Below are 17,173 nucleotides of genomic sequence, written 5' to 3'. Positions count from 1 at the left end.
CTTAATGGCGGGGGGCAGGTTTGCCGTGTTTGGCCCGCAGTGGTTCGAGCAGTTCGGCCAGGCCGTTGTGGTCGATTTCCTGCATCAAGGCCAGCAGACCGCCCAATTCGCCGTGGGGGAAACCTTCACGGGCAAACCAGTTCAGGTAGGGGCCAGGCAGGTCGGCGATGATCCGGCCCTTGTATTTGCCGAAGGGCATTTCGCGGGTGATCAGCAGTTCGAGTTTTTCAGGATTCATGAGCTTCGCGGGATTGAGGCGAGGTCTTCGAAAATACAGGCATTCTGCATGAAGGCCAAATGACAGATCATGCAAATAACGCACATACAGATGGTTCAATATTTCATAACTTGTTGAAATTAAAGGATAAGTTAATTCTTAAAAACCTGGCACGGGCGCTGCAATAACCAAGACACCCTTCTAACCCGTACAAGGAATTGAAAAATGACTGACATCAATAAAGAATCGATCTCCGTACTGAACGACCTGATCGAAACCAGCATCGACGGCCAAAAGGGTTTCAAGGAATGCGCTGAAGATATCAAGCATCCGGAACTCAAGGCTCTGTTTGCCAAGCGCTCTGCTGATTGCGCCACTGCCGCCGCTGAATTGAAAACCGCCGTGCGTGCCCTGGGTGGCGATCCGGAAGATTCCGGCAGCGTAGCAGGTGCTCTGCACCGTGGCTGGGTCGACGTGAAGTCGATGGTCACTGGCAAGGATGAAGAAGCGGTACTGAACGAAGCCGAGCGCGGTGAAGACCACGCACTGAAGGCTTACCGTGAAGCGATCGAGAAGATCAACAAGCACAACCTGCTGGGTATTCGTGACCTGGTGGAGCGTCAGTACCACGGCGTACAGCGCAACCACGACCAGGTAAAAGCCCTGCGTAACCAGGCTCGTGCTCAGTCGTAAGACCCGCACTGTAGCAACTGTGGGAGGGGGCTTGCTCCCGATAGCGGTGAATCAGTCGACCTATTCAGTGACTGACTCACCGCCATCGGGGGGCAAGCCCCCTCCCACATTTGTATTGTGTAAATGCAGAGATTGCAGTCAGCCTCAGCCAATGCTGATCGGCGGCAACTCGGTCAACGTCACCACCTGCTGCTTGCGAGGCGCCAGAATCTCTGCCTCGCCATCTACCACCAACTCATCACGCTGGTTGAATACGCGTGTAGCGATGCGTACGCGAAACTTTGGCAGTTTTTCAAGGATTTCCAGGCGCACGGTAAGGGTGTCGCCAATCTTGACCGGCTTCTGGAAGGTCATCTGCTGGCCGATATAAATCGTGCCCGGCCCAGGCAGCTCGCAGGCTACGGCCGCACTGATCAGCGCACCGCTGAACATGCCGTGGGCAATGCGCTCCTTGAACATGGTTGCCTTGGCGTATTCGGCATCCAGGTGCACCGGGTTGTGGTCGCCGGACATGGCGGCAAACAACTGGATATCACGCTCTTCGACGGTCTTGCTGAAGCTGGCGGTCTGGCCCACTTCGAGCGCCTCGTACGGGGTGTTGGTTACCTGGGTCATCTAAAGGTGCATCCTGTGGCTTATCGGTAATTAATCGGCTGATTTTAAAGCAAAAACTATTCGCAGCGGGCTGGCCTGCGCAACGTCAGCGCCTGTTCCAGCCAGCTCAGAAGGTCGGCGGTGACTTCATCACGGTTGGTTTCGTTGAATACTTCATGCCGCGCCTGCGGGTAGAGGTTCAATTGTATGTTCTGGCAGCCGGCCTCACGCAGGGCATGGGCCAGGTCCTTGAGACGCTTGCCTTCACTTACCGGATCACATTCGCCGCCCATCACCAGGATCGGCAAGCCCGGGTCGATCTGCGCGAGATTGGACGCTTTGCTGATTTGCTGCAAGCCGCCCAGCAGGTCGATCCATAACTGGTTGGTGCAGCGAAAACCGCAGAGCGGGTCGTTGATGTACTTGTCGACTTCGTCCGGGTCGCGGCTCAGCCAGTCGCAGGCGGTGCGATTGGGTTTGAACGCTTTGTTGAACGAGCCGAATGACAGGAACTCGATCAACGCACTGCGGCCGCGCAACCCCTGGCGCATGCGTTCGATGCGTGCGATCAGCCGTGCCGCGCTATACAACGCCACCGGCTGGAAATTCGAACCGCTGAGAATCGCGCCATGCAGGCTGGCGCTGTGGTGCAGCAAATAGCCCTGGGCGATGTAGCTGCCCATGCTGTGGCCGAGCAAAATAATCGGCAGGCCCGGTTTTTGCTGGCCGATATGCTGGTTGAGGCTGGCCAGGTCGCCGACCACTTTGTTCCAGCCATCCTTTTCAGCGTACAGCCCCAGGGTGCCCTCATCGGCAGTACGCCCATGACCGCGCTGGTCCAGCGCATACACCCCGTAGCCGGCGCTGCACAAGGCGTCGGCCAGGCGAGCATAGCGACCACTGTGTTCGGCCATGCCGTGGGAGAGCATCACCACCGCCTTGGGCGGGGTGTCTGGCAGCCATTGATTGACGTACAGGCGGCTGTGGTCATTCGCGGTCAGCCAGAAGGTGCTGTGGGTCATGGCGGCTTCCTTTGCTCAGGGGCGTTGCAGTGTATAGCTCATTCGCAGAGTTGCGGGGTATCTGCCTACACGTTAGACGCAAGATTCATACAATCAATGACACGATTTAGCGTATTTGCCTGTTTGCTCATAGCTGCTAACGTCCCCAAAGCTCCGCTTTTTATAAACGCTTAAAGCGGCCGGACATACTCAGGTAAGAGGACAAGAATAATGCAACCTGATTTCTGGAATGACAAACGCGCAGCGGGCGTTCCCAATGACATCGACCTCACAACCTACAAGTCGGTGATCGAAGTTTTCGAGCGTTCCTGCAAGACCTTTGCCGACCGTCCGGCGTTCAGCAACATGGGCATTACCCTGACCTACGCCGAGCTTGAACGCCAGAGTGCGGCGTTCGCCGGTTACCTTCAACAGCACACCGACCTCAAGCCTGGCGAGCGCATCGCGGTGCAAATGCCTAATGTGCTGCATTATCCGGTTGCGGTATTCGGCGCATTGCGCGCCGGGCTGATCGTGGTCAATACCAACCCGCTGTACACCCCCCGCGAGATGCGCCACCAGTTCAAGGACGCAGGTGTGCGGGCGCTGGTGTACCTCAACCTGTTCGGTTCGCGGGTGCAGGAGGTCTGCACCGACACCGAGATCGACTACTTGATCGAAGCCAGGATGGGCGACTTCATGCCCGCCGCCAAAGGCTGGCTGGTCAACACCGTGGTCGACAAGGTGAAGAAGATGGTCCCGGCCTACCACCTGCCACGGGCTGTGTCGTTCAAGCGTGCGTTGCGCATGGGCGCGGGCCTTGGGGTGACGCGCCATCCGGTAACCCTGGACGATATTGCCGTGCTGCAATACACCGGCGGCACCACCGGCCTGGCCAAGGGCGCGATGCTCACCCATGGCAACCTGGTGGCGAACATGCAGCAGGTGCGGGCGTGCATGTCGCAACTGGGTGAAGACGGCCACCCGCTGATCAAGGAAGGGCAGGAGGTCATGATCGCACCGCTGCCGCTGTACCATATCTATGCATTCACGGCGAACTGCATGTGCATGATGGTGTCCGGCAACCACAACGTGCTGATCACCAACCCACGGGACATTGGCGGCTTTATCAAGGAGCTCAAGCAGTGGCGCTTCACCGGGCTGCTGGGGCTCAACACCCTGTTTGTGGCGTTGATGGATCACCCGGATTTCAAGAGCCTGGATTTCTCCCATCTCAAGATCACCAACTCCGGCGGCACAGCTCTGGTCAAGGCCACGGCGGAACGGTGGAAGGCGCTGACCGGTTGCTCCATCGGCGAAGGCTACGGCCTCACCGAAACTTCACCGGTGGCCAGCACCAACCCGTACGGCGGCCTGTCGCGCCTGGGGACCGTGGGCATTCCGGTGCCGGGCACCGCCATGAAAGTGGTTGATGATCAAGGGCACGAACTGCCGTTGGGTGAGCGCGGCGAGTTATGCATCCAGGGCCCGCAGGTGATGAAGGGGTACTGGCAGCAACCCCAGGCCACCGCCGAAACCCTGGACGCTGAAGGCTGGCTCAAGACCGGTGACATTGCCGTGATCGACACCGACGGCTATGTCAGCATTGTTGATCGCAAGAAAGACCTGATTATCGTCTCCGGCTTCAATGTCTATCCCAACGAAATCGAAGATGTGGTGATGGCCCACCCGGCCGTAGCCAGCTGCGCGGTGATCGGCGTGCCGGACGAGCGCACGGGGGAGGCGGTGAAGCTGTTCGTGGTAGCGCGGGCCCAAGGGGTGAGCCTTGAGGAGCTGAAGGCGTACTGCAAGGCCAACTTCACGGGGTACAAGGTGCCCAAGCACATTGTGCTGAGGGAGTCTTTGCCGATGACGCCGGTGGGGAAAATTCTGCGGCGCGAGCTTCGCGACATCGCCTGAATTGAAATAGGGTCAAAATGTGGGAGGGGGCTTGCTCCCGATAGCAGTGTGTCAGTCAACAGAGTCTTTGGCTGATCCACCGCTATCGGGAGCAAGCCCCCTCCCACATTTGTTATCCGTCGCCCAGGAAAGCCCATTCCAGAGCGTATTTCATTGATATAGAATTTTTGCTCTAAAAGTGACCATTGGATATTCTTGAGTCATGTTTATGACTGTAGGGCCCTCTTTTGGCTCTAGGCGGCCCTCGGCAAAGCTGCTACTCTCGGCGCGCTTTGTGACGTCTCGGCCTGCTTGAAAGCGCCAGATTCACCTAAAAACATACACCAATAATAATCGCATCAAATGCGATGATGAATTCGCGTCGCTGAGGAGTGGGCTTCCATGAATGAAGACTTTTGGAAGGATAAGTACCCCGCCGGGATTGCTGCACAGATCAATCCAGACGAGTATCCGAATATTCAGGCGGTACTGAAGCAGTCCTGCCAGCGCTTCGCCAACAAACCGGCTTTCAGCAACCTGGGCAAGACCATCACCTACGGTGAACTCTACGAATTGTCCGGGGCATTTGCCGCGTATCTGCAACAGCATACCGACTTGAAGCCTGGCGATCGAATCGCCGTGCAACTGCCCAACGTCCTGCAATACCCGGTCGCCGTGTTCGGCGCCATTCGTGCCGGCCTGATCGTGGTCAACACCAACCCGCTGTACACCGCGCGGGAAATGGAACATCAATTCAATGATTCCGGGGCCAAGGCCCTGGTTTGCCTGGCCAACATGGCGCACCTGGCTGAAAAAGTCGTGCCCAAGACCGCCGTCAAGCATGTGATCGTCACTGAAGTCGCCGACCTGCTGTCGCCGTTCAAGCGCCTGCTGATCAACAGCGTGATCAAGTACGTGAAGAAGATGGTCCCGGCCTATCACTTGCCCCAGGCCATCACGTTCAATGACGTGCTTGCCAAGGGCCATGGCCAGCCGGTGAATGATGTCAGCCCGGCCAGCAGCGATGTGGCGGTGTTGCAATATACCGGCGGTACCACCGGTGTGGCCAAGGGCGCGATGCTGACCCACCGCAACCTCGTCGCCAACATGCTGCAATGCAAGGCGTTGATGGGGTCCAACCTCAACGAAGGCTGCGAGATCCTGATCACACCGCTGCCGCTGTACCACATCTATGCCTTCACCTTTCACTGCATGGCGATGATGCTGATCGGCAACCACAACATCCTGATCAGCAACCCGCGTGACCTGCCGGCGATGGTCAAGGAACTGTCGAAGTGGAAGTTCAGCGGGTTCGTCGGCTTGAATACCCTGTTCGTGGCGCTGTGCAACAACGAAGCCTTCCGCAAACTCGATTTCTCCGCGCTCAAAGTCACCCTGTCGGGCGGCATGGCCCTGCAATTGGCGGCCGCCGAGCGTTGGAAGGCCGTGACCGGCTGTGGTATCTGCGAAGGCTACGGCATGACCGAAACCAGCCCGGTGGCCACGGTGAACCCGATCCAGCATATCCAGATCGGCACCATTGGCATTCCGGTACCGTCCACAGTGTGTAAAGTCATCGCCGACGACGGTACCGAGTTGGCGCTGGGTGAAACCGGCGAGCTGTGCGTCAAGGGCCCGCAAGTCATGAAGGGCTACTGGCAGCGCGAAGACGCCACCGCCGAGATGCTCGACAGCGAAGGTTGGCTGAAAACCGGTGACATCGCGATCATCCAGCCAGACGGCTATATGCGCATTGTCGACCGCAAGAAAGACATGATTCTGGTCTCCGGCTTCAACGTCTACCCCAACGAACTGGAAGACGTACTGGCAGGCCTGCCGGGCGTGTTGCAGTGCGCAGCCATCGGTGTGCCGGACGAGAAGTCCGGAGAGCACATCAAGATCTTCATCGTGGTCAAGCCAGGCGCCACCCTCACCAAGGACCAGGTGATGGAGCACATGCGCGCCAACGTCACCGGCTACAAGGTGCCCAAGGCTGTTGAGTTCCGTGATGCGTTGCCTACAACTAACGTCGGCAAGATTCTGCGGCGTGAATTGCGTGATGAAGAACTGAAAAAGCTGGGTGTGAAGAAATAGCCCGGTAAAGCGTGAATTGAAAAGTACCCCTCGCTGAGGGGTATTTTTTTGCCTCTGGCGCGGCGTAATGCCCGGCTTGTCACTCCACGGGCTTGTGTGATATCGACTAATAACGACGCACGCTCGCTAAATACGCGACGCTTGCAAGTTGACGGCTGATCGAGGAGTGATGATGGACTTAGGGATTAGAGGTAAATGGGCTGTCGTCTGCGCTGCCAGTAAAGGGTTGGGTTATAGCTGTGCCCAGGCGCTTGCGGACGAGGGGGTAAACATCGTGATTAACGCACGGGGGGCGCCTGACTTAGAGGCTGCCGCACAGCGTTTGAAACTCAGAAACCCTGAGGGAGAAGTCATCACGGTGGTAGGTGATATTACTGACCCTTCGATTCGCCAGGCATTGGTCGATGCTGCCCCGCAAGTTGATATATTGATCAATAATGCCGGGGGGCCCAAGCCTGGGAACTTTCGTGAATGGACCGATCAAGAGTGGCGTGCAGCAATTGATACCAATATGTTGGCACCTATCGAACTCATCAAGTCAGTGATCGATTCCATGGCAGGTCGAGGCTTCGGCCGGATAATCAATATAACTTCCGGCGCGGTTAAAGCGCCCCTGGATGCATTGGGGCTTTCAACCTCAGTCCGATGTGGGCTTACCGGTTTTGTGGCGGGCTTGGCGCGTCAGAAAGACTTCGCGTCGAGAAACACCACGATCAATAATATTCTCCCCGGTGCGTTCAAAACCGAGCGATTGGAAAATACCTTTCAAGTGGCGGCAGAGCGTTCAGGAAAAACAGTGAACGCTATGGCTGAAAGTCGACTGGCAACCATTCCGGCGGGGCGCTTTGGTGACCCGGCTGAGTTCGCTGCATTGTGCGCTTTTTTATGCAGTCATCAGGCTGCCTATGTGACCGGTCAGAACATCCTTATCGATGGCGGCGCCTATCCGGGTATCTTCTAATGGATAGCCAAAGATGTCGTTGTGCCATATGAAATAGTAGAGTTTTTAAAATTTAAACCGCCAGCGATGGCGGTTTTTTTATGGGTTTTGCTTTTTCTTGTGTGCCGTAACGGACTGAAGTAAAACGAAAAAATTCAATGAGTCATAGATTGGATCCAATCTTATTCCATTTTGTTATTTGAAACGCGTTAAACCCTAGGATAGGTTTTTAGTGGTTGTAACAAGATATTTCTGTCGCGTCGGTGAGCGTAATGCCCGCTCGCCGATCACATTGGATCTACTGTCTTAGGGAGCAATGCATGTCGACCCAAAAACGCTTGAAAGTCTTTCCTACCTCATCGATCGGCACTATCGCCACCATCCCGTCCTCAAAACCTGAAACACAACGGGCAATTATTGCCGCCAGCCTCGCCTCGGGAACTTCTTATATTTACAACGACCTTCGTTGCCTTGAAACCGAAACAATGAAAAAGGCATGTCGTAGTATTGGTGCAATTATTGTGGAGCAACCAGGCAGATTAGTGGTAACTGGCACAGGCGGCTTGATCAAGCCCGAAAAGAAGGTGATCGACGCTCTAGGCTCCGGGTTGGTATTTCGAGTGTTTGCTGCGTTGACGTGCTTTACAACGACGCCGGCGGTTATTACCGGTGATGAAGTTCTGCGGGGGCGTGTCATGGAGCCTTTGTTTGTCGCCCTGGAAGGGCTGGGGGCCCATATTTCATGCATCAACCACAGTGGCAAGGCCCCGATTGTGAACTGGGGGGGTTATAAAGGGGGAGAGTGTACGATTGAGGGCAATATCAGCTCGCAATTCATCACTGCGATTCTGTTCTGCGCCCCCCTCGCCAAACAACCTACGGTGGTGAATATTCGCGGTGAAATTCTGTCGCTTTCGTATATCAAGCAGACTTTGGAAACCCTCAGCACCGCGGGGATCAGCTATGAGGTGAACGCTGACTATTCACAAATTACGGTGTATCCCGGCCACTATCGCAGCGCGAACTATACGATCGTCGGTGACTACACCTCATCGTCCTATTTGATCGCGGCCGGCATCATCTTTCCGGGCGAGTTGACGCTCAAGAACATGAACAGCAAGAGTTTGCAGGGCGAGCGTGCGATTCTCAAAGTGGCCGAGGCGCTGGGCGTCAATGTTGAGTTCAATGACGCTGCCAATGAAGTACGCATTGTTAATAAGTTGGCTGAGTTAAAAGGAAAGTATCATTTCGATGCGAGTGATTACCCCAATATTGTGCCGACACTGGCGGCGATCGGTGCTTATGTGCAGGGTGAGTTCAAAGTGACCGGCGGCTCCATTACGCGTTTGCACAAGTCGCCACGCATTGAGGCGATGGTGACCGAGCTGGTGAAAATGGGTGTGGACATACAGCCGTTGTTTAAAAACGGCGTCTACGATGGCTTCGTTATTCGTGGTGAACCGAGTTACGCCGGTGATGCAGTGTTGTCAGCCTGGGGTGACCATCGAATTTTCATGTCATTGTTTGTGGCTTCCTTGCGGTGCCAACAGCTTAATGAGTTGGATGGTTATCAAGACGTTCATTGTTCCTTTCCGGATTTCTTCCAGGAGTTTGAACGTCTGGGAGTGTCGTTTGAAGAAAGCTCGACAGCCGCCAAGCATGTTGAAGTCTGACTTTTTATCTTTGAATTAAAGGGAGGGTGGCCTGGGTCACCCTCTATATAACGGATTATAGATCATGAACTTTCGAGAAAAGCTTGAACGGGATGGGTACGTCGTTATTCCAGGAGTACTCTGCAGCGAGCAGGTGGAAAAGTTGCGTAAAACGTATGTCCATAGTTTGGCAGAGACCGAGCAGAGCACGCTGTTGCCAACAGCGTTTCTGCAATTTAGTGATATGGTCAATGCACTGCTCCATCCTGGTGCTATTCAGGCGATAAAGGATATTTTTCAGTCGGATTTTTCGCTGTTACCGAATTTTACGGTGCGCGAGAGCGTTTATATACCATGGCACAATGATGCGTACTTTCTTCCCGATGAAGTGATTTCGCCTAGCGCATTTCCCGAATTCTTACAGTGTGCTTATTATCTTCAAGATAATGATCCTGTGTCGGGCGGCGGCATCACCTTACTGCCGGGATCGCACAAGCTCAGTAAAGATGAAGTCAAGATCAGGCTCGCCGAACCGGTAAAATTCGAGCGCACGATCATGAGTAAGGCCGGCGATCTGGTTATTTGGGATAATCGAGTAACTCATCGCAGCAGTGCGCCGGATCAGACGCCTGTGGAAACAAAGCTGGCCATTCAATGGACTGTTTCTGCTTCGACCAAACATAACGCATCCTACATTACCTACCTGCGTGCCCGGGCTGAGCGCAGCCTGCATGTTTCGGACTATTTGCCCAACAGCCCCAAGCCATATTTTGCCGATATGCCCAATGTGCGCTACCCCTCTTCTTTTTCACAAGATGCCGTGTTGAAGATGAAGGGCGAGAACATCACATTTATCGAGATCTGAACAGGGGATTTGCAATGGAATTGCAAAGTACTGGCGAAACCGGTGCACATTACATTCTTCGCCAACTTCAGTCTTTGGGGGTTACGCACTTCTTCATGGTGCCTGGCAAGTTGATCAATGCGTTTATGCGTTGTTATCCCAGTGATGGCTCTACAACGCTTGACATTGAACCGGTGGTTACAGCGTGTGAAACAGGCGCGTCCTATATGGCCGAAGGCTATGCGCGTGCCAGTGAAACATTCGGGGTGTGCCTGGTGATAGGCGGGCCGGGTGTTACCAACGCGCTGACCGGGATCGCTTCCGCTTACACGGACCACCAGTCGGTCTTGCTCTTGTCGGGCCAGATTGCGTCATCGCTGGAAATGCAAAACGTGCTGCAGGACGGGAGCCAAACCGGCGTGAATCTGTGTGATGTATTCAAACCCATCACCCGCAGTGCCCTCGAGGTCAAGGCAGGGCAACCCTTGTCGGCGTTTTTGCGCGAATCGGTGCGGTTGTTGAAAGGCCTGGAAAAAGGCCCGACCTACTTGGCCGTCAGCAAGGAAGCACTGTACGAGAAATCCACGAGCCGCGCCGATATCGCCGCCAACGTACTGGAGTCGTGGAGCAACCAAGCGCTTGCCGTTGAAAAGATCAAAAGCGCGGCGATCAAGGCCGTGTTCAAGCGCTCGACCAATCTCGTCATTCTCGCGGGGCTACGTTGCAAAAACTCCAAGGTTGGCGCTGCGCTCCTGGCATTTTCCGAGCGCTTTTCGATTCCGGTCGCGACCACCTTGAGCGCCAAAGGGCTGTTCCCGGAGGACCATCCCAACGCTTTGGGCGTTTACGGTTATTCGGGAAACAAGCGCGCTATCGAGGCGTTCAAGGGCGGTGTGGACGGTGTGATTCTCCTTGGGCTCGATACCACTCAATGGAGCACCATGCTCTGGTCCCATGAGCTAAGGCCTCAATTTGGCGCGATCCAGGTGGATGAGAACCCAGATTATCTGGGACGGTATCTTGATATTGATCACGGTGTGGTGGCGACGGGGGAGGGTTTCCTGAGGCTGGTCAGCGAGGTTCACGCACAAGAGCTGGAGGCCAGCCAGGAGAGTCGCTCCAGATGGTCGAATGATCTTCAACGGGTGCCGCTGCATTACCCGGTCGATGCCAAAGCTACGGGCAATCTTGCCGACCATCCCGCCGCCTATATCCCGGTGCTGCAAGCGTTTTTCCCCAGTGATGGCGTGGTGTGTGTCGATTCGGGCTCCCATCGATCCTTCTTCGGCCACTACTGGACCGCGCGGGGGGCGGCGGCCTATTTATCGGCAACCACATTAGGCCCGATGGGCTGGAGTATCCCGGCAGGCATCGGTGCAAGTTTCGCCCGCCCCGATGGCAAAACCATGGTGATTACCGGTGATGGCTGCATGCTGATGCAGGGCCTTGAGCTATCGACCGCCGCGAAACATGGGTTGAATATCGTCTTCGTCGTTTTCAATAACCGGTCCTATTCGGCAAGTTACTTCAATAACAAAGACAACTTAGCCGCGCTGACGCAAATTCCCGATTACAACTGGTGCCTGTTTGCCCAGAGCCTGGGCGTGAGCGCGACGTGCGTGGACTCCCCACAGGCCTTGCAAGATTGTATTGAAAGCATCATGAGCACCGCCGCACCTCATCTGATTGAAGTCAAATGCGACGGGCGACATACCACGCCCAATAGCGAATACGGCACACGCTTGAAAGACCATCCATTACTGTAAGGAGCCTGTCGTGAATTCTAGAATGGTGATCACCAACTCCTGCCTGATCCTGGTATTGGGGTTGTTTTCCATTGACTTGTACAACCCCGCCTTGCCGGAGATTGCACGGGTATTTTCGGTAACTGACGCGCAGTCCCAAAACCTGGTGGTCTTCTATCTGGCAGGCTTTGCACTGTCCCAGTTGGTGTATGGGCCGATCTCCGATAGAAAAGGGCGGGTACCGGTGATTATGGTCTCCCTTGCCCTCGGCGCCTTGGGCAATTACCTGACGTCGACGGCGGACAGTATTCAGGCGCTCTATCTGTTTCGTTTGTTAACAGGCATCGGTGCTGGCGGTTGCCCCGTGATAAGCCGGGCAATATTGAGCGATACGTTCAAAGATAAAACCGAGTTGTCCAAATCGCTGACGGTGTTCTCCATGGCGTCCCAGGTCTCGCCTGCGCTTGCGCCGGTGCTGGGTGGTTTTATTACTGCTGCACTTCCTTGGCAATATAATTTCTACGCACTGACCCTGATCACGCTGCTCGGCGCCGTATTTATCAAGGCCACACTGGTTGAAACAGCTCCGCTGCAGGGCGTGCCTTCCAAACGGCTTGAGGGTTTCAAAGTACTGCTGCGCGACTTCAACTTCATGGTTTACAGCCTGGTCTCTGCGGTACTGTTTGCGATCACCATCGGCTACTTCACCGCGAGCCCATTCATCTATCAATTGCAGTTCCATCTGCAGAGCCAGGAAAACGGCCTGCTGTTCGTTGGCTACTCTGCGGGTATCGTCTTGGGTTCTTACCTGACCAAGCGGTTTTTGAATCGTTACTCGCCTGAGCGCATCCTGATGACGTCCCTGGTGGCGCTGACGGTGTTGGCGGCGCTCGCTCCGCTGGTTCTCCAGGCATTCCAACTGGTCACGGCCCCGGCGCTGGTGGCGTATGGCTTTTTGGTCGCTCTCGGCTGTGGCCTGTCCTCACCCTTGCTGTTGGGGATCAGTCTGCATGGCCAGGCAAAACATGCCGGTACCGGGAGTGCGCTGCAAGGCGCGATCAAGATGGCGGGCGCGGCAGTGGCGCTGTTCTTTTTCTCTGAGGGGCACACCAGCACCGCCATGGGGCTGATGATGGGGATACTGGTCATGTCGCTGTTTTGCCTGTTTGCCATCGCCCTGGCTCAGCGTATTGCCGGTCGGTCAGTGGCAACCGCCTGAAAGTGCGCGAGAGCCTGACTGCTGGCACAGCAGTCACGCTCTCGCCGGTTAGGGGCGATGGTTACAGAGTGAACTGGGCAAAGCTCACGCCGGCACCCGCCGGGCGTACATCCTTGAGGAACGAGTCCTTGTCGGCGCTAAGTTCCAGGGTTATCTCCGGCTTGCGCTTGCCCGCATTGCGTACCACCAACCCTTCCAGCTTTTCGCGCAGAAACACAGTCGGCACCTTCAGGTGCAACAACTGGTCCGTCTCGGCGTTATGCATCAGCAGATGGATCCACTCGTACTGGCCCACGGCAATCCGCGCAACGGGCAGGTCGAACCACCAGATGTTGCGCTTGTGGTCCAGGTCGGTGAAATGGCAGTTGTTGACGCCGAGTACGGCACCGCCCAGTTCCTGGTTTCTGCGGGCGATAGCCTGTGCTTTATTGAGTTTCATAACCTTCCTACGGGATCTGTTATTCAGCGTTGCAGCCTGAATGTGCCGGGCATTCTCGTGGGTTGGCCGCAAAACATAAAGCCAAACCTGCGGCAGGCGATAAAATGCCTCGCGAAAATAATTGAAACTCTGCCGAAGCGCCCTGGGTCAACCTCTACGTAATGACCAAAACCCTCGATTGTTCCAGGAGAAATACCATGAGCAGCACATCGGATAAGGCAAAAGGTTTGGCGAACGAAGCGGTCGGCAACATCAAGCAGGGTGTCGGCAAAGTCACAGACAACGACAAGCTGCGTGCTGAAGGCGTGATCCAAGAGAAAAAAGGTGAAGCGCAGCAAGCAGTCGGGAAAACCAAGGACGCGGTGAAAAAAGCCACCGAATAAGGCGTTCTCCTGGGTTTGCCCAGCAGTATGGCGGCCATCCACGGATGGCCGTTTTTGTGTGAACTGTTGCAACTAAATTTTGGAAATTGTTTCAAAGTCGCCAAATGGGCTACTTTGATGTAGAAAACGGCCCCTGAGTCGCCCACGAACTCAACCTCTTTGCGGCGAAAGGAGACGCTATGATTTTTCCGGTACTCGATGGTCTCAAGCTGCACAAGGTGCTGATACGCACCGTCAAGGAATTCGTCGATGACGAGATGCCTACCTACGCTTCGGCACTGGCTTACCAGATGCTGTTCTCCTTGTTTCCCTTCCTGCTGTTCCTGATTGCCCTGATCGGTTTCCTGCATCTGCCGGACTTCTTCACCTGGCTGCGCCTGCAGTCGGAGCTGGTGTTGCCGCCCCAGGCGCTGGAGCAGGTCAACCCGGTCATCGACCAGTTGCAACAGTCCAAGGGCGGCCTGCTTTCGGTTGGTATCGTCATCGCGCTGTGGACCGCCTCTGCGGGCGTACGCCTGATGATGAGTGCGATGAACGCGGCCTATGACGTCGTCGAAGGCCGGCCGATCTGGAAGCGCTTCCCCCTGTCGATTTTCTACACCGTCGGCATTGCCGGCATGTTGCTGGCCGCCGCTGCGCTGATGGTGCTTGGCCCGCAGGTCATGGAGTGGCTGGCCGGGCAGATCGGCATGCAGGAGTTCGTCGTCACCCTGTGGACCATCCTGCGCTGGCCATTGATCGTGATCCTGCTGATGTTCGCCGTGGCACTCATGTATTACGTGATGCCGGACGTCGAGCAGAAATTCCGCTTCATTACCCCAGGCTCGGTGTTGGCCGTGGTGGTGTGGATCGTGGCTTCCCTGGGCTTTGGTTATTACGTCAAGACCTTCGCCGACTACAACGCCATGTATGGCAGCATCGGCGCGATCATTGTCCTGCTCCTGTACTTCTATATTTCCGCCGCCGTGTTACTGCTGGGTGCGGAGATGAATGCCGTGATCGAACACATGTCGGCCGAAGGCAAGGACCCAGGTGAAAAGGAGTTTGACGAACCCGGTCACACCGATGAAAAACAGCACGTCTCGGGCCTAGGCCGGGACCACTCCAAGCCCACTCCTGAAGAAGTGCCGCGATGATCCGTGAAATCCTGAAAATGGGCGACGAACGCCTGCTGCGTATCGCCCCACCGGTACCGCCGGAAATGTTCGACAGCCCCGAGTTGTGGCAACTGATCGACGACATGTTCCAGACCATGGAACACGTGGGCGGTGTTGGCCTGGCTGCACCGCAGATTGGTGTCGACCTGCAACTGGTGATTTTTGGTTTCGAGGCCAGCGAACGCTACCCGGAGGCGCCGCCTGTACCGCAGACCATCCTGATCAACCCGCTTATCACGCCCCTGAGCCCGGTGCTGGAAGAGGGCTTCGAAGGCTGCCTGTCGGTGCCGGGTTTGCGCGGCGCCGTGAACCGTTATCAACAGATCCGCTACGAAGGTTTCGACCCCAAGGGCGAGCCGATTGTGCGTTTTGCCGACGGCTTTCATGCACGGGTGGTGCAGCATGAGTGCGACCATTTGATCGGTCGGCTGTACCCGTCGCGGATCACTGATTTCAGCAAGTTCGGGTTTATCGAAGTGATGTTTCCGGAATTGGATCCGACAGCTGACGAATAAACACCAGGCTTCCCGAGGTCCCAATGTGGGAGGGGGCTTGCTCCCGATAGCGGTGGACCGGTCGACATTTCAGCGACGGACACTCCGCCATCGGGAGCAAGCCCCCTCCCACATTTTTATCCGGCATCATTCAGGTGATTGAGAACCCCATCGCAATCATCGGCTTGTTCCGTTTGTAGCGCACCAACCGCTCGCTGAGAAACTGCGGCAGCAGCGTGTCCTGACTGAACCCCATACGCTGATACAACCCCTCCAGATCCGGATGGCACAGCAGCCACACCGTACCCTCCACTCCGGCTACCGCCTGCTCAATCAAGCGTGCCGCCAACCCCTGGCCGCGATAGGCCGGATCGACAAACACCCCCGTCAGCCACTGCCCACCCACCACCGGGCTCAAGCACAACCCAGCCACGATCTCGCCGTCGCGAGCTACCCACAAAAGGCCGCCCTTGAGGGCCTTCATCGAAGAGTTGTGGCTGCGGTAAAACTTGTTCAACAGTGGCCACAGAGGCTCTGCCAGCGGTTCGATGTGCAGTTCGGGCATGGTCTTTGGGCCAGCAGGGTCAGGGCTGGGGATTATAAGCGCCTTCTGCCGGGCAATAGGTGGTATACCCAGTGCTACATCCCCTTAAGTTGAGCATGCATCATGGCCAAAGGTATGGATTCAAAGAAAGCCGCGAAGAAAAAACCGGCAAAGACCGCCGATGAAAAGCGTGCGGACAAGAAAGCCAAGAAGTCCGAGACTGGCCTGTTCGGTCACTGAGTTACAAGCTTAGAACCAAAGGATCTGCAAGATTGGCGCGTCTCGCGGCACAGAGTAGGAAACACCTGCTCTGAGCTGCCGATGGCCAACTACCTTGACCTGAGCCACCGACGGGAAATTCAAGCCCTGGCTGCAAGTTTTACCGCGAAGACCGAATGGCCGACCTGGCTGCTGTTGCTCGGCGTGTATGCCGGCTGGTTCGGTGTGTTGCTTGCCAGCCACTGGCTGGGCCTGTGGTGCAGCACCTTGTTGCTGATCCCGTTGGTGACCCTCTGGCTGTCGCTGCAACACGAGTTGCTGCACGGCCATCCCACCCGTTTGCCGTTGGTGAACAAACTGCTCGGTTACGCGCCGTTTGCCGTTTGGTACCCCTATACCCTGTATCGCGACAGCCACCTGTTGCATCATCACGACGAAGACCTGACCCTGCCCGGCATCGACCCGGAAAGCCGCTACCTTAACCAACAGCAGTGGGACGCCAGCTCGCGCTTGCAACGCAGCGTGCATTGGCTGACCAAGACCGTGCTCGGTCGCTTGCTGCTGGCGGCACCCCTGGCCATCAGCCGGTTGGTGCACGATCAATGGCAGCGCCTGCCAGAGGTTTGGCCGATGTGGCTGGCCCACGGCGCCGTGACCCTGTTGATGCTGGGTTTTATCGCCCATTACAGTGCCTTGCCGGTGTGGCATTACCTGCTGCTGGTGAGCGTGCCGGCCTTGTCGCTGGCGTCGATCCGTTCCTACTATGAACACCGCCCGCATCCGCGGCCGGAACAGCGCACGGTGCTCAACGAAGCGTCCTGGCCCTGGCGCTGGCTGTTCCTCAACAACAACCTGCACCTGGTGCACCACGACCTGCCGAAACTTCCCTGGTTCTTGCTGCCGAGGGTGTATCGCGCCCGTCGCGAGCAGTGGCTCGCGCGCAGCGGTGGGTTCCTGGTGAAGGGCTACGGCCAGTTGATCGGCCGCCATGGCCTCAAGGCTATCGACAGCCCTCGGCACCCCTTTGCCTGAGAGATGC

The 17,173-nt window shown here is 56.3% G+C and carries 17 protein-coding genes; 12 read left to right on the top strand and 5 right to left on the bottom strand.

The genetic code is table 11. The features are described 5' to 3' along the window. Window position 1: 1 nt before the first annotated feature. Window positions 2–238: a DUF3820 family protein gene (locus E4O98_RS00690; RefSeq protein WP_005790761.1), complete on the bottom strand. Its 237-nt coding sequence runs from the start codon at window positions 236–238 to the stop codon at window positions 2–4. Window positions 239–442: 204 nt separating this feature from the next. Here E4O98_RS00690 and E4O98_RS00685 point away from each other — a divergent pair, with 204 nt between their 5' ends. Beyond that, window positions 443–910, top strand: coding sequence for a PA2169 family four-helix-bundle protein (locus E4O98_RS00685; protein ID WP_003175720.1), 468 nt, complete (start codon window positions 443–445; stop codon window positions 908–910). Window positions 911–1,054: 144 nt separating this feature from the next. On the opposite strand, the gene E4O98_RS00680 is transcribed toward E4O98_RS00685, so the two are convergent. Beyond that, window positions 1,055–1,525: a MaoC family dehydratase gene (locus tag E4O98_RS00680; RefSeq protein WP_003193747.1), complete on the bottom strand. Its 471-nt coding sequence runs from the start codon at window positions 1,523–1,525 to the stop codon at window positions 1,055–1,057. Between the two features lie 56 nt (window positions 1,526–1,581). Continuing rightward, window positions 1,582–2,526 (bottom strand): alpha/beta hydrolase, encoded by a 945-nt coding sequence (locus tag E4O98_RS00675; protein WP_248129196.1) that lies wholly within the window; start codon window positions 2,524–2,526, stop codon window positions 1,582–1,584. Between the two features lie 210 nt (window positions 2,527–2,736). Here E4O98_RS00675 and fadD2 point away from each other — a divergent pair, with 210 nt between their 5' ends. The 7 genes from fadD2 (at window position 2,737) to E4O98_RS00640 (ending at window position 12,898) form a co-directional block, all read left to right on the top strand. Further along, window positions 2,737–4,425, top strand: coding sequence for a long-chain-fatty-acid--CoA ligase FadD2 (fadD2, locus tag E4O98_RS00670; RefSeq protein WP_032879763.1), 1,689 nt, complete (start codon window positions 2,737–2,739; stop codon window positions 4,423–4,425). 381 nt (window positions 4,426–4,806) lie between these two features. Beyond that, window positions 4,807–6,498: a long-chain-fatty-acid--CoA ligase FadD1 gene (gene fadD1 / locus E4O98_RS00665; protein WP_005790755.1), complete on the top strand. Its 1,692-nt coding sequence runs from the start codon at window positions 4,807–4,809 to the stop codon at window positions 6,496–6,498. A gap of 172 nt (window positions 6,499–6,670) precedes the next feature. Continuing rightward, entirely contained in the window at window positions 6,671–7,459 is a 789-nt protein-coding gene (locus tag E4O98_RS00660) for an SDR family oxidoreductase (RefSeq protein ID WP_103734752.1), read from the top strand. A 299-nt stretch (window positions 7,460–7,758) separates the two neighbouring features. After that, window positions 7,759–9,111 carry a 3-phosphoshikimate 1-carboxyvinyltransferase gene (aroA, locus tag E4O98_RS00655; protein ID WP_248133930.1) on the top strand — a complete coding sequence of 451 codons (1,353 nt, stop codon included), beginning with the start codon at window positions 7,759–7,761 and terminating at the stop codon, window positions 9,109–9,111. 64 nt (window positions 9,112–9,175) lie between these two features. Further along, window positions 9,176–9,955, top strand: coding sequence for a phytanoyl-CoA dioxygenase family protein (locus E4O98_RS00650; RefSeq protein WP_148852596.1), 780 nt, complete (start codon window positions 9,176–9,178; stop codon window positions 9,953–9,955). A gap of 14 nt (window positions 9,956–9,969) precedes the next feature. After that, a complete protein-coding gene (locus E4O98_RS00645; protein WP_032879769.1) occupies window positions 9,970–11,700 on the top strand; it encodes a thiamine pyrophosphate-binding protein in 1,731 nt (576 codons plus the stop codon). 10 nt (window positions 11,701–11,710) lie between these two features. Then, the gene (locus E4O98_RS00640; RefSeq protein ID WP_103734755.1) at window positions 11,711–12,898 is read left to right on the top strand and encodes a multidrug effflux MFS transporter; all 1,188 of its coding nucleotides are present in this window, start codon (window positions 11,711–11,713) and stop codon (window positions 12,896–12,898) included. Window positions 12,899–12,959: 61 nt separating this feature from the next. On the opposite strand, the gene E4O98_RS00635 is transcribed toward E4O98_RS00640, so the two are convergent. Then, on the bottom strand, window positions 12,960–13,337 hold the full coding sequence (locus E4O98_RS00635; protein WP_005790741.1) for a hypothetical protein: 378 nt from the start codon (window positions 13,335–13,337) through the stop codon (window positions 12,960–12,962). 197 nt (window positions 13,338–13,534) lie between these two features. Here E4O98_RS00635 and E4O98_RS00630 point away from each other — a divergent pair, with 197 nt between their 5' ends. From E4O98_RS00630 to def, 3 genes are all read left to right on the top strand, one after another. Beyond that, window positions 13,535–13,720, top strand: a complete 186-nt coding sequence (locus E4O98_RS00630) for a CsbD family protein (RefSeq protein WP_032879770.1) — start codon at window positions 13,535–13,537, stop codon at window positions 13,718–13,720. 179 nt (window positions 13,721–13,899) lie between these two features. Next, window positions 13,900–14,856, top strand: coding sequence for a YihY/virulence factor BrkB family protein (locus E4O98_RS00625; RefSeq protein ID WP_078822151.1), 957 nt, complete (start codon window positions 13,900–13,902; stop codon window positions 14,854–14,856). Beyond that, window positions 14,853–15,392 carry a peptide deformylase gene (def, locus tag E4O98_RS00620; RefSeq protein ID WP_005790734.1) on the top strand — a complete coding sequence of 180 codons (540 nt, stop codon included), beginning with the start codon at window positions 14,853–14,855 and terminating at the stop codon, window positions 15,390–15,392. The genes E4O98_RS00625 and def overlap by 4 nt, the downstream gene beginning before the upstream one ends. A gap of 130 nt (window positions 15,393–15,522) precedes the next feature. Here def and E4O98_RS00615 read toward each other — a convergent pair whose 3' ends face one another. Then, the gene (locus E4O98_RS00615) at window positions 15,523–15,936 is read right to left on the bottom strand and encodes a GNAT family N-acetyltransferase (protein WP_248133928.1); all 414 of its coding nucleotides are present in this window, start codon (window positions 15,934–15,936) and stop codon (window positions 15,523–15,525) included. 300 nt (window positions 15,937–16,236) lie between these two features. Here E4O98_RS00615 and E4O98_RS00610 point away from each other — a divergent pair, with 300 nt between their 5' ends. After that, complete coding sequence (locus E4O98_RS00610; protein WP_248133926.1) at window positions 16,237–17,166, top strand: fatty acid desaturase; 930 nt, start codon at window positions 16,237–16,239, stop codon at window positions 17,164–17,166. Window positions 17,167–17,173 lie beyond the last annotated feature (7 nt).

This window comes from Pseudomonas sp. W2Jun17, from assembly GCF_023127795.1.
Classification (GTDB): domain Bacteria; phylum Pseudomonadota; class Gammaproteobacteria; order Pseudomonadales; family Pseudomonadaceae; genus Aquipseudomonas; species Aquipseudomonas synxantha_A.
This window is presented reverse-complemented; position numbering and strand designations above follow the sequence as displayed.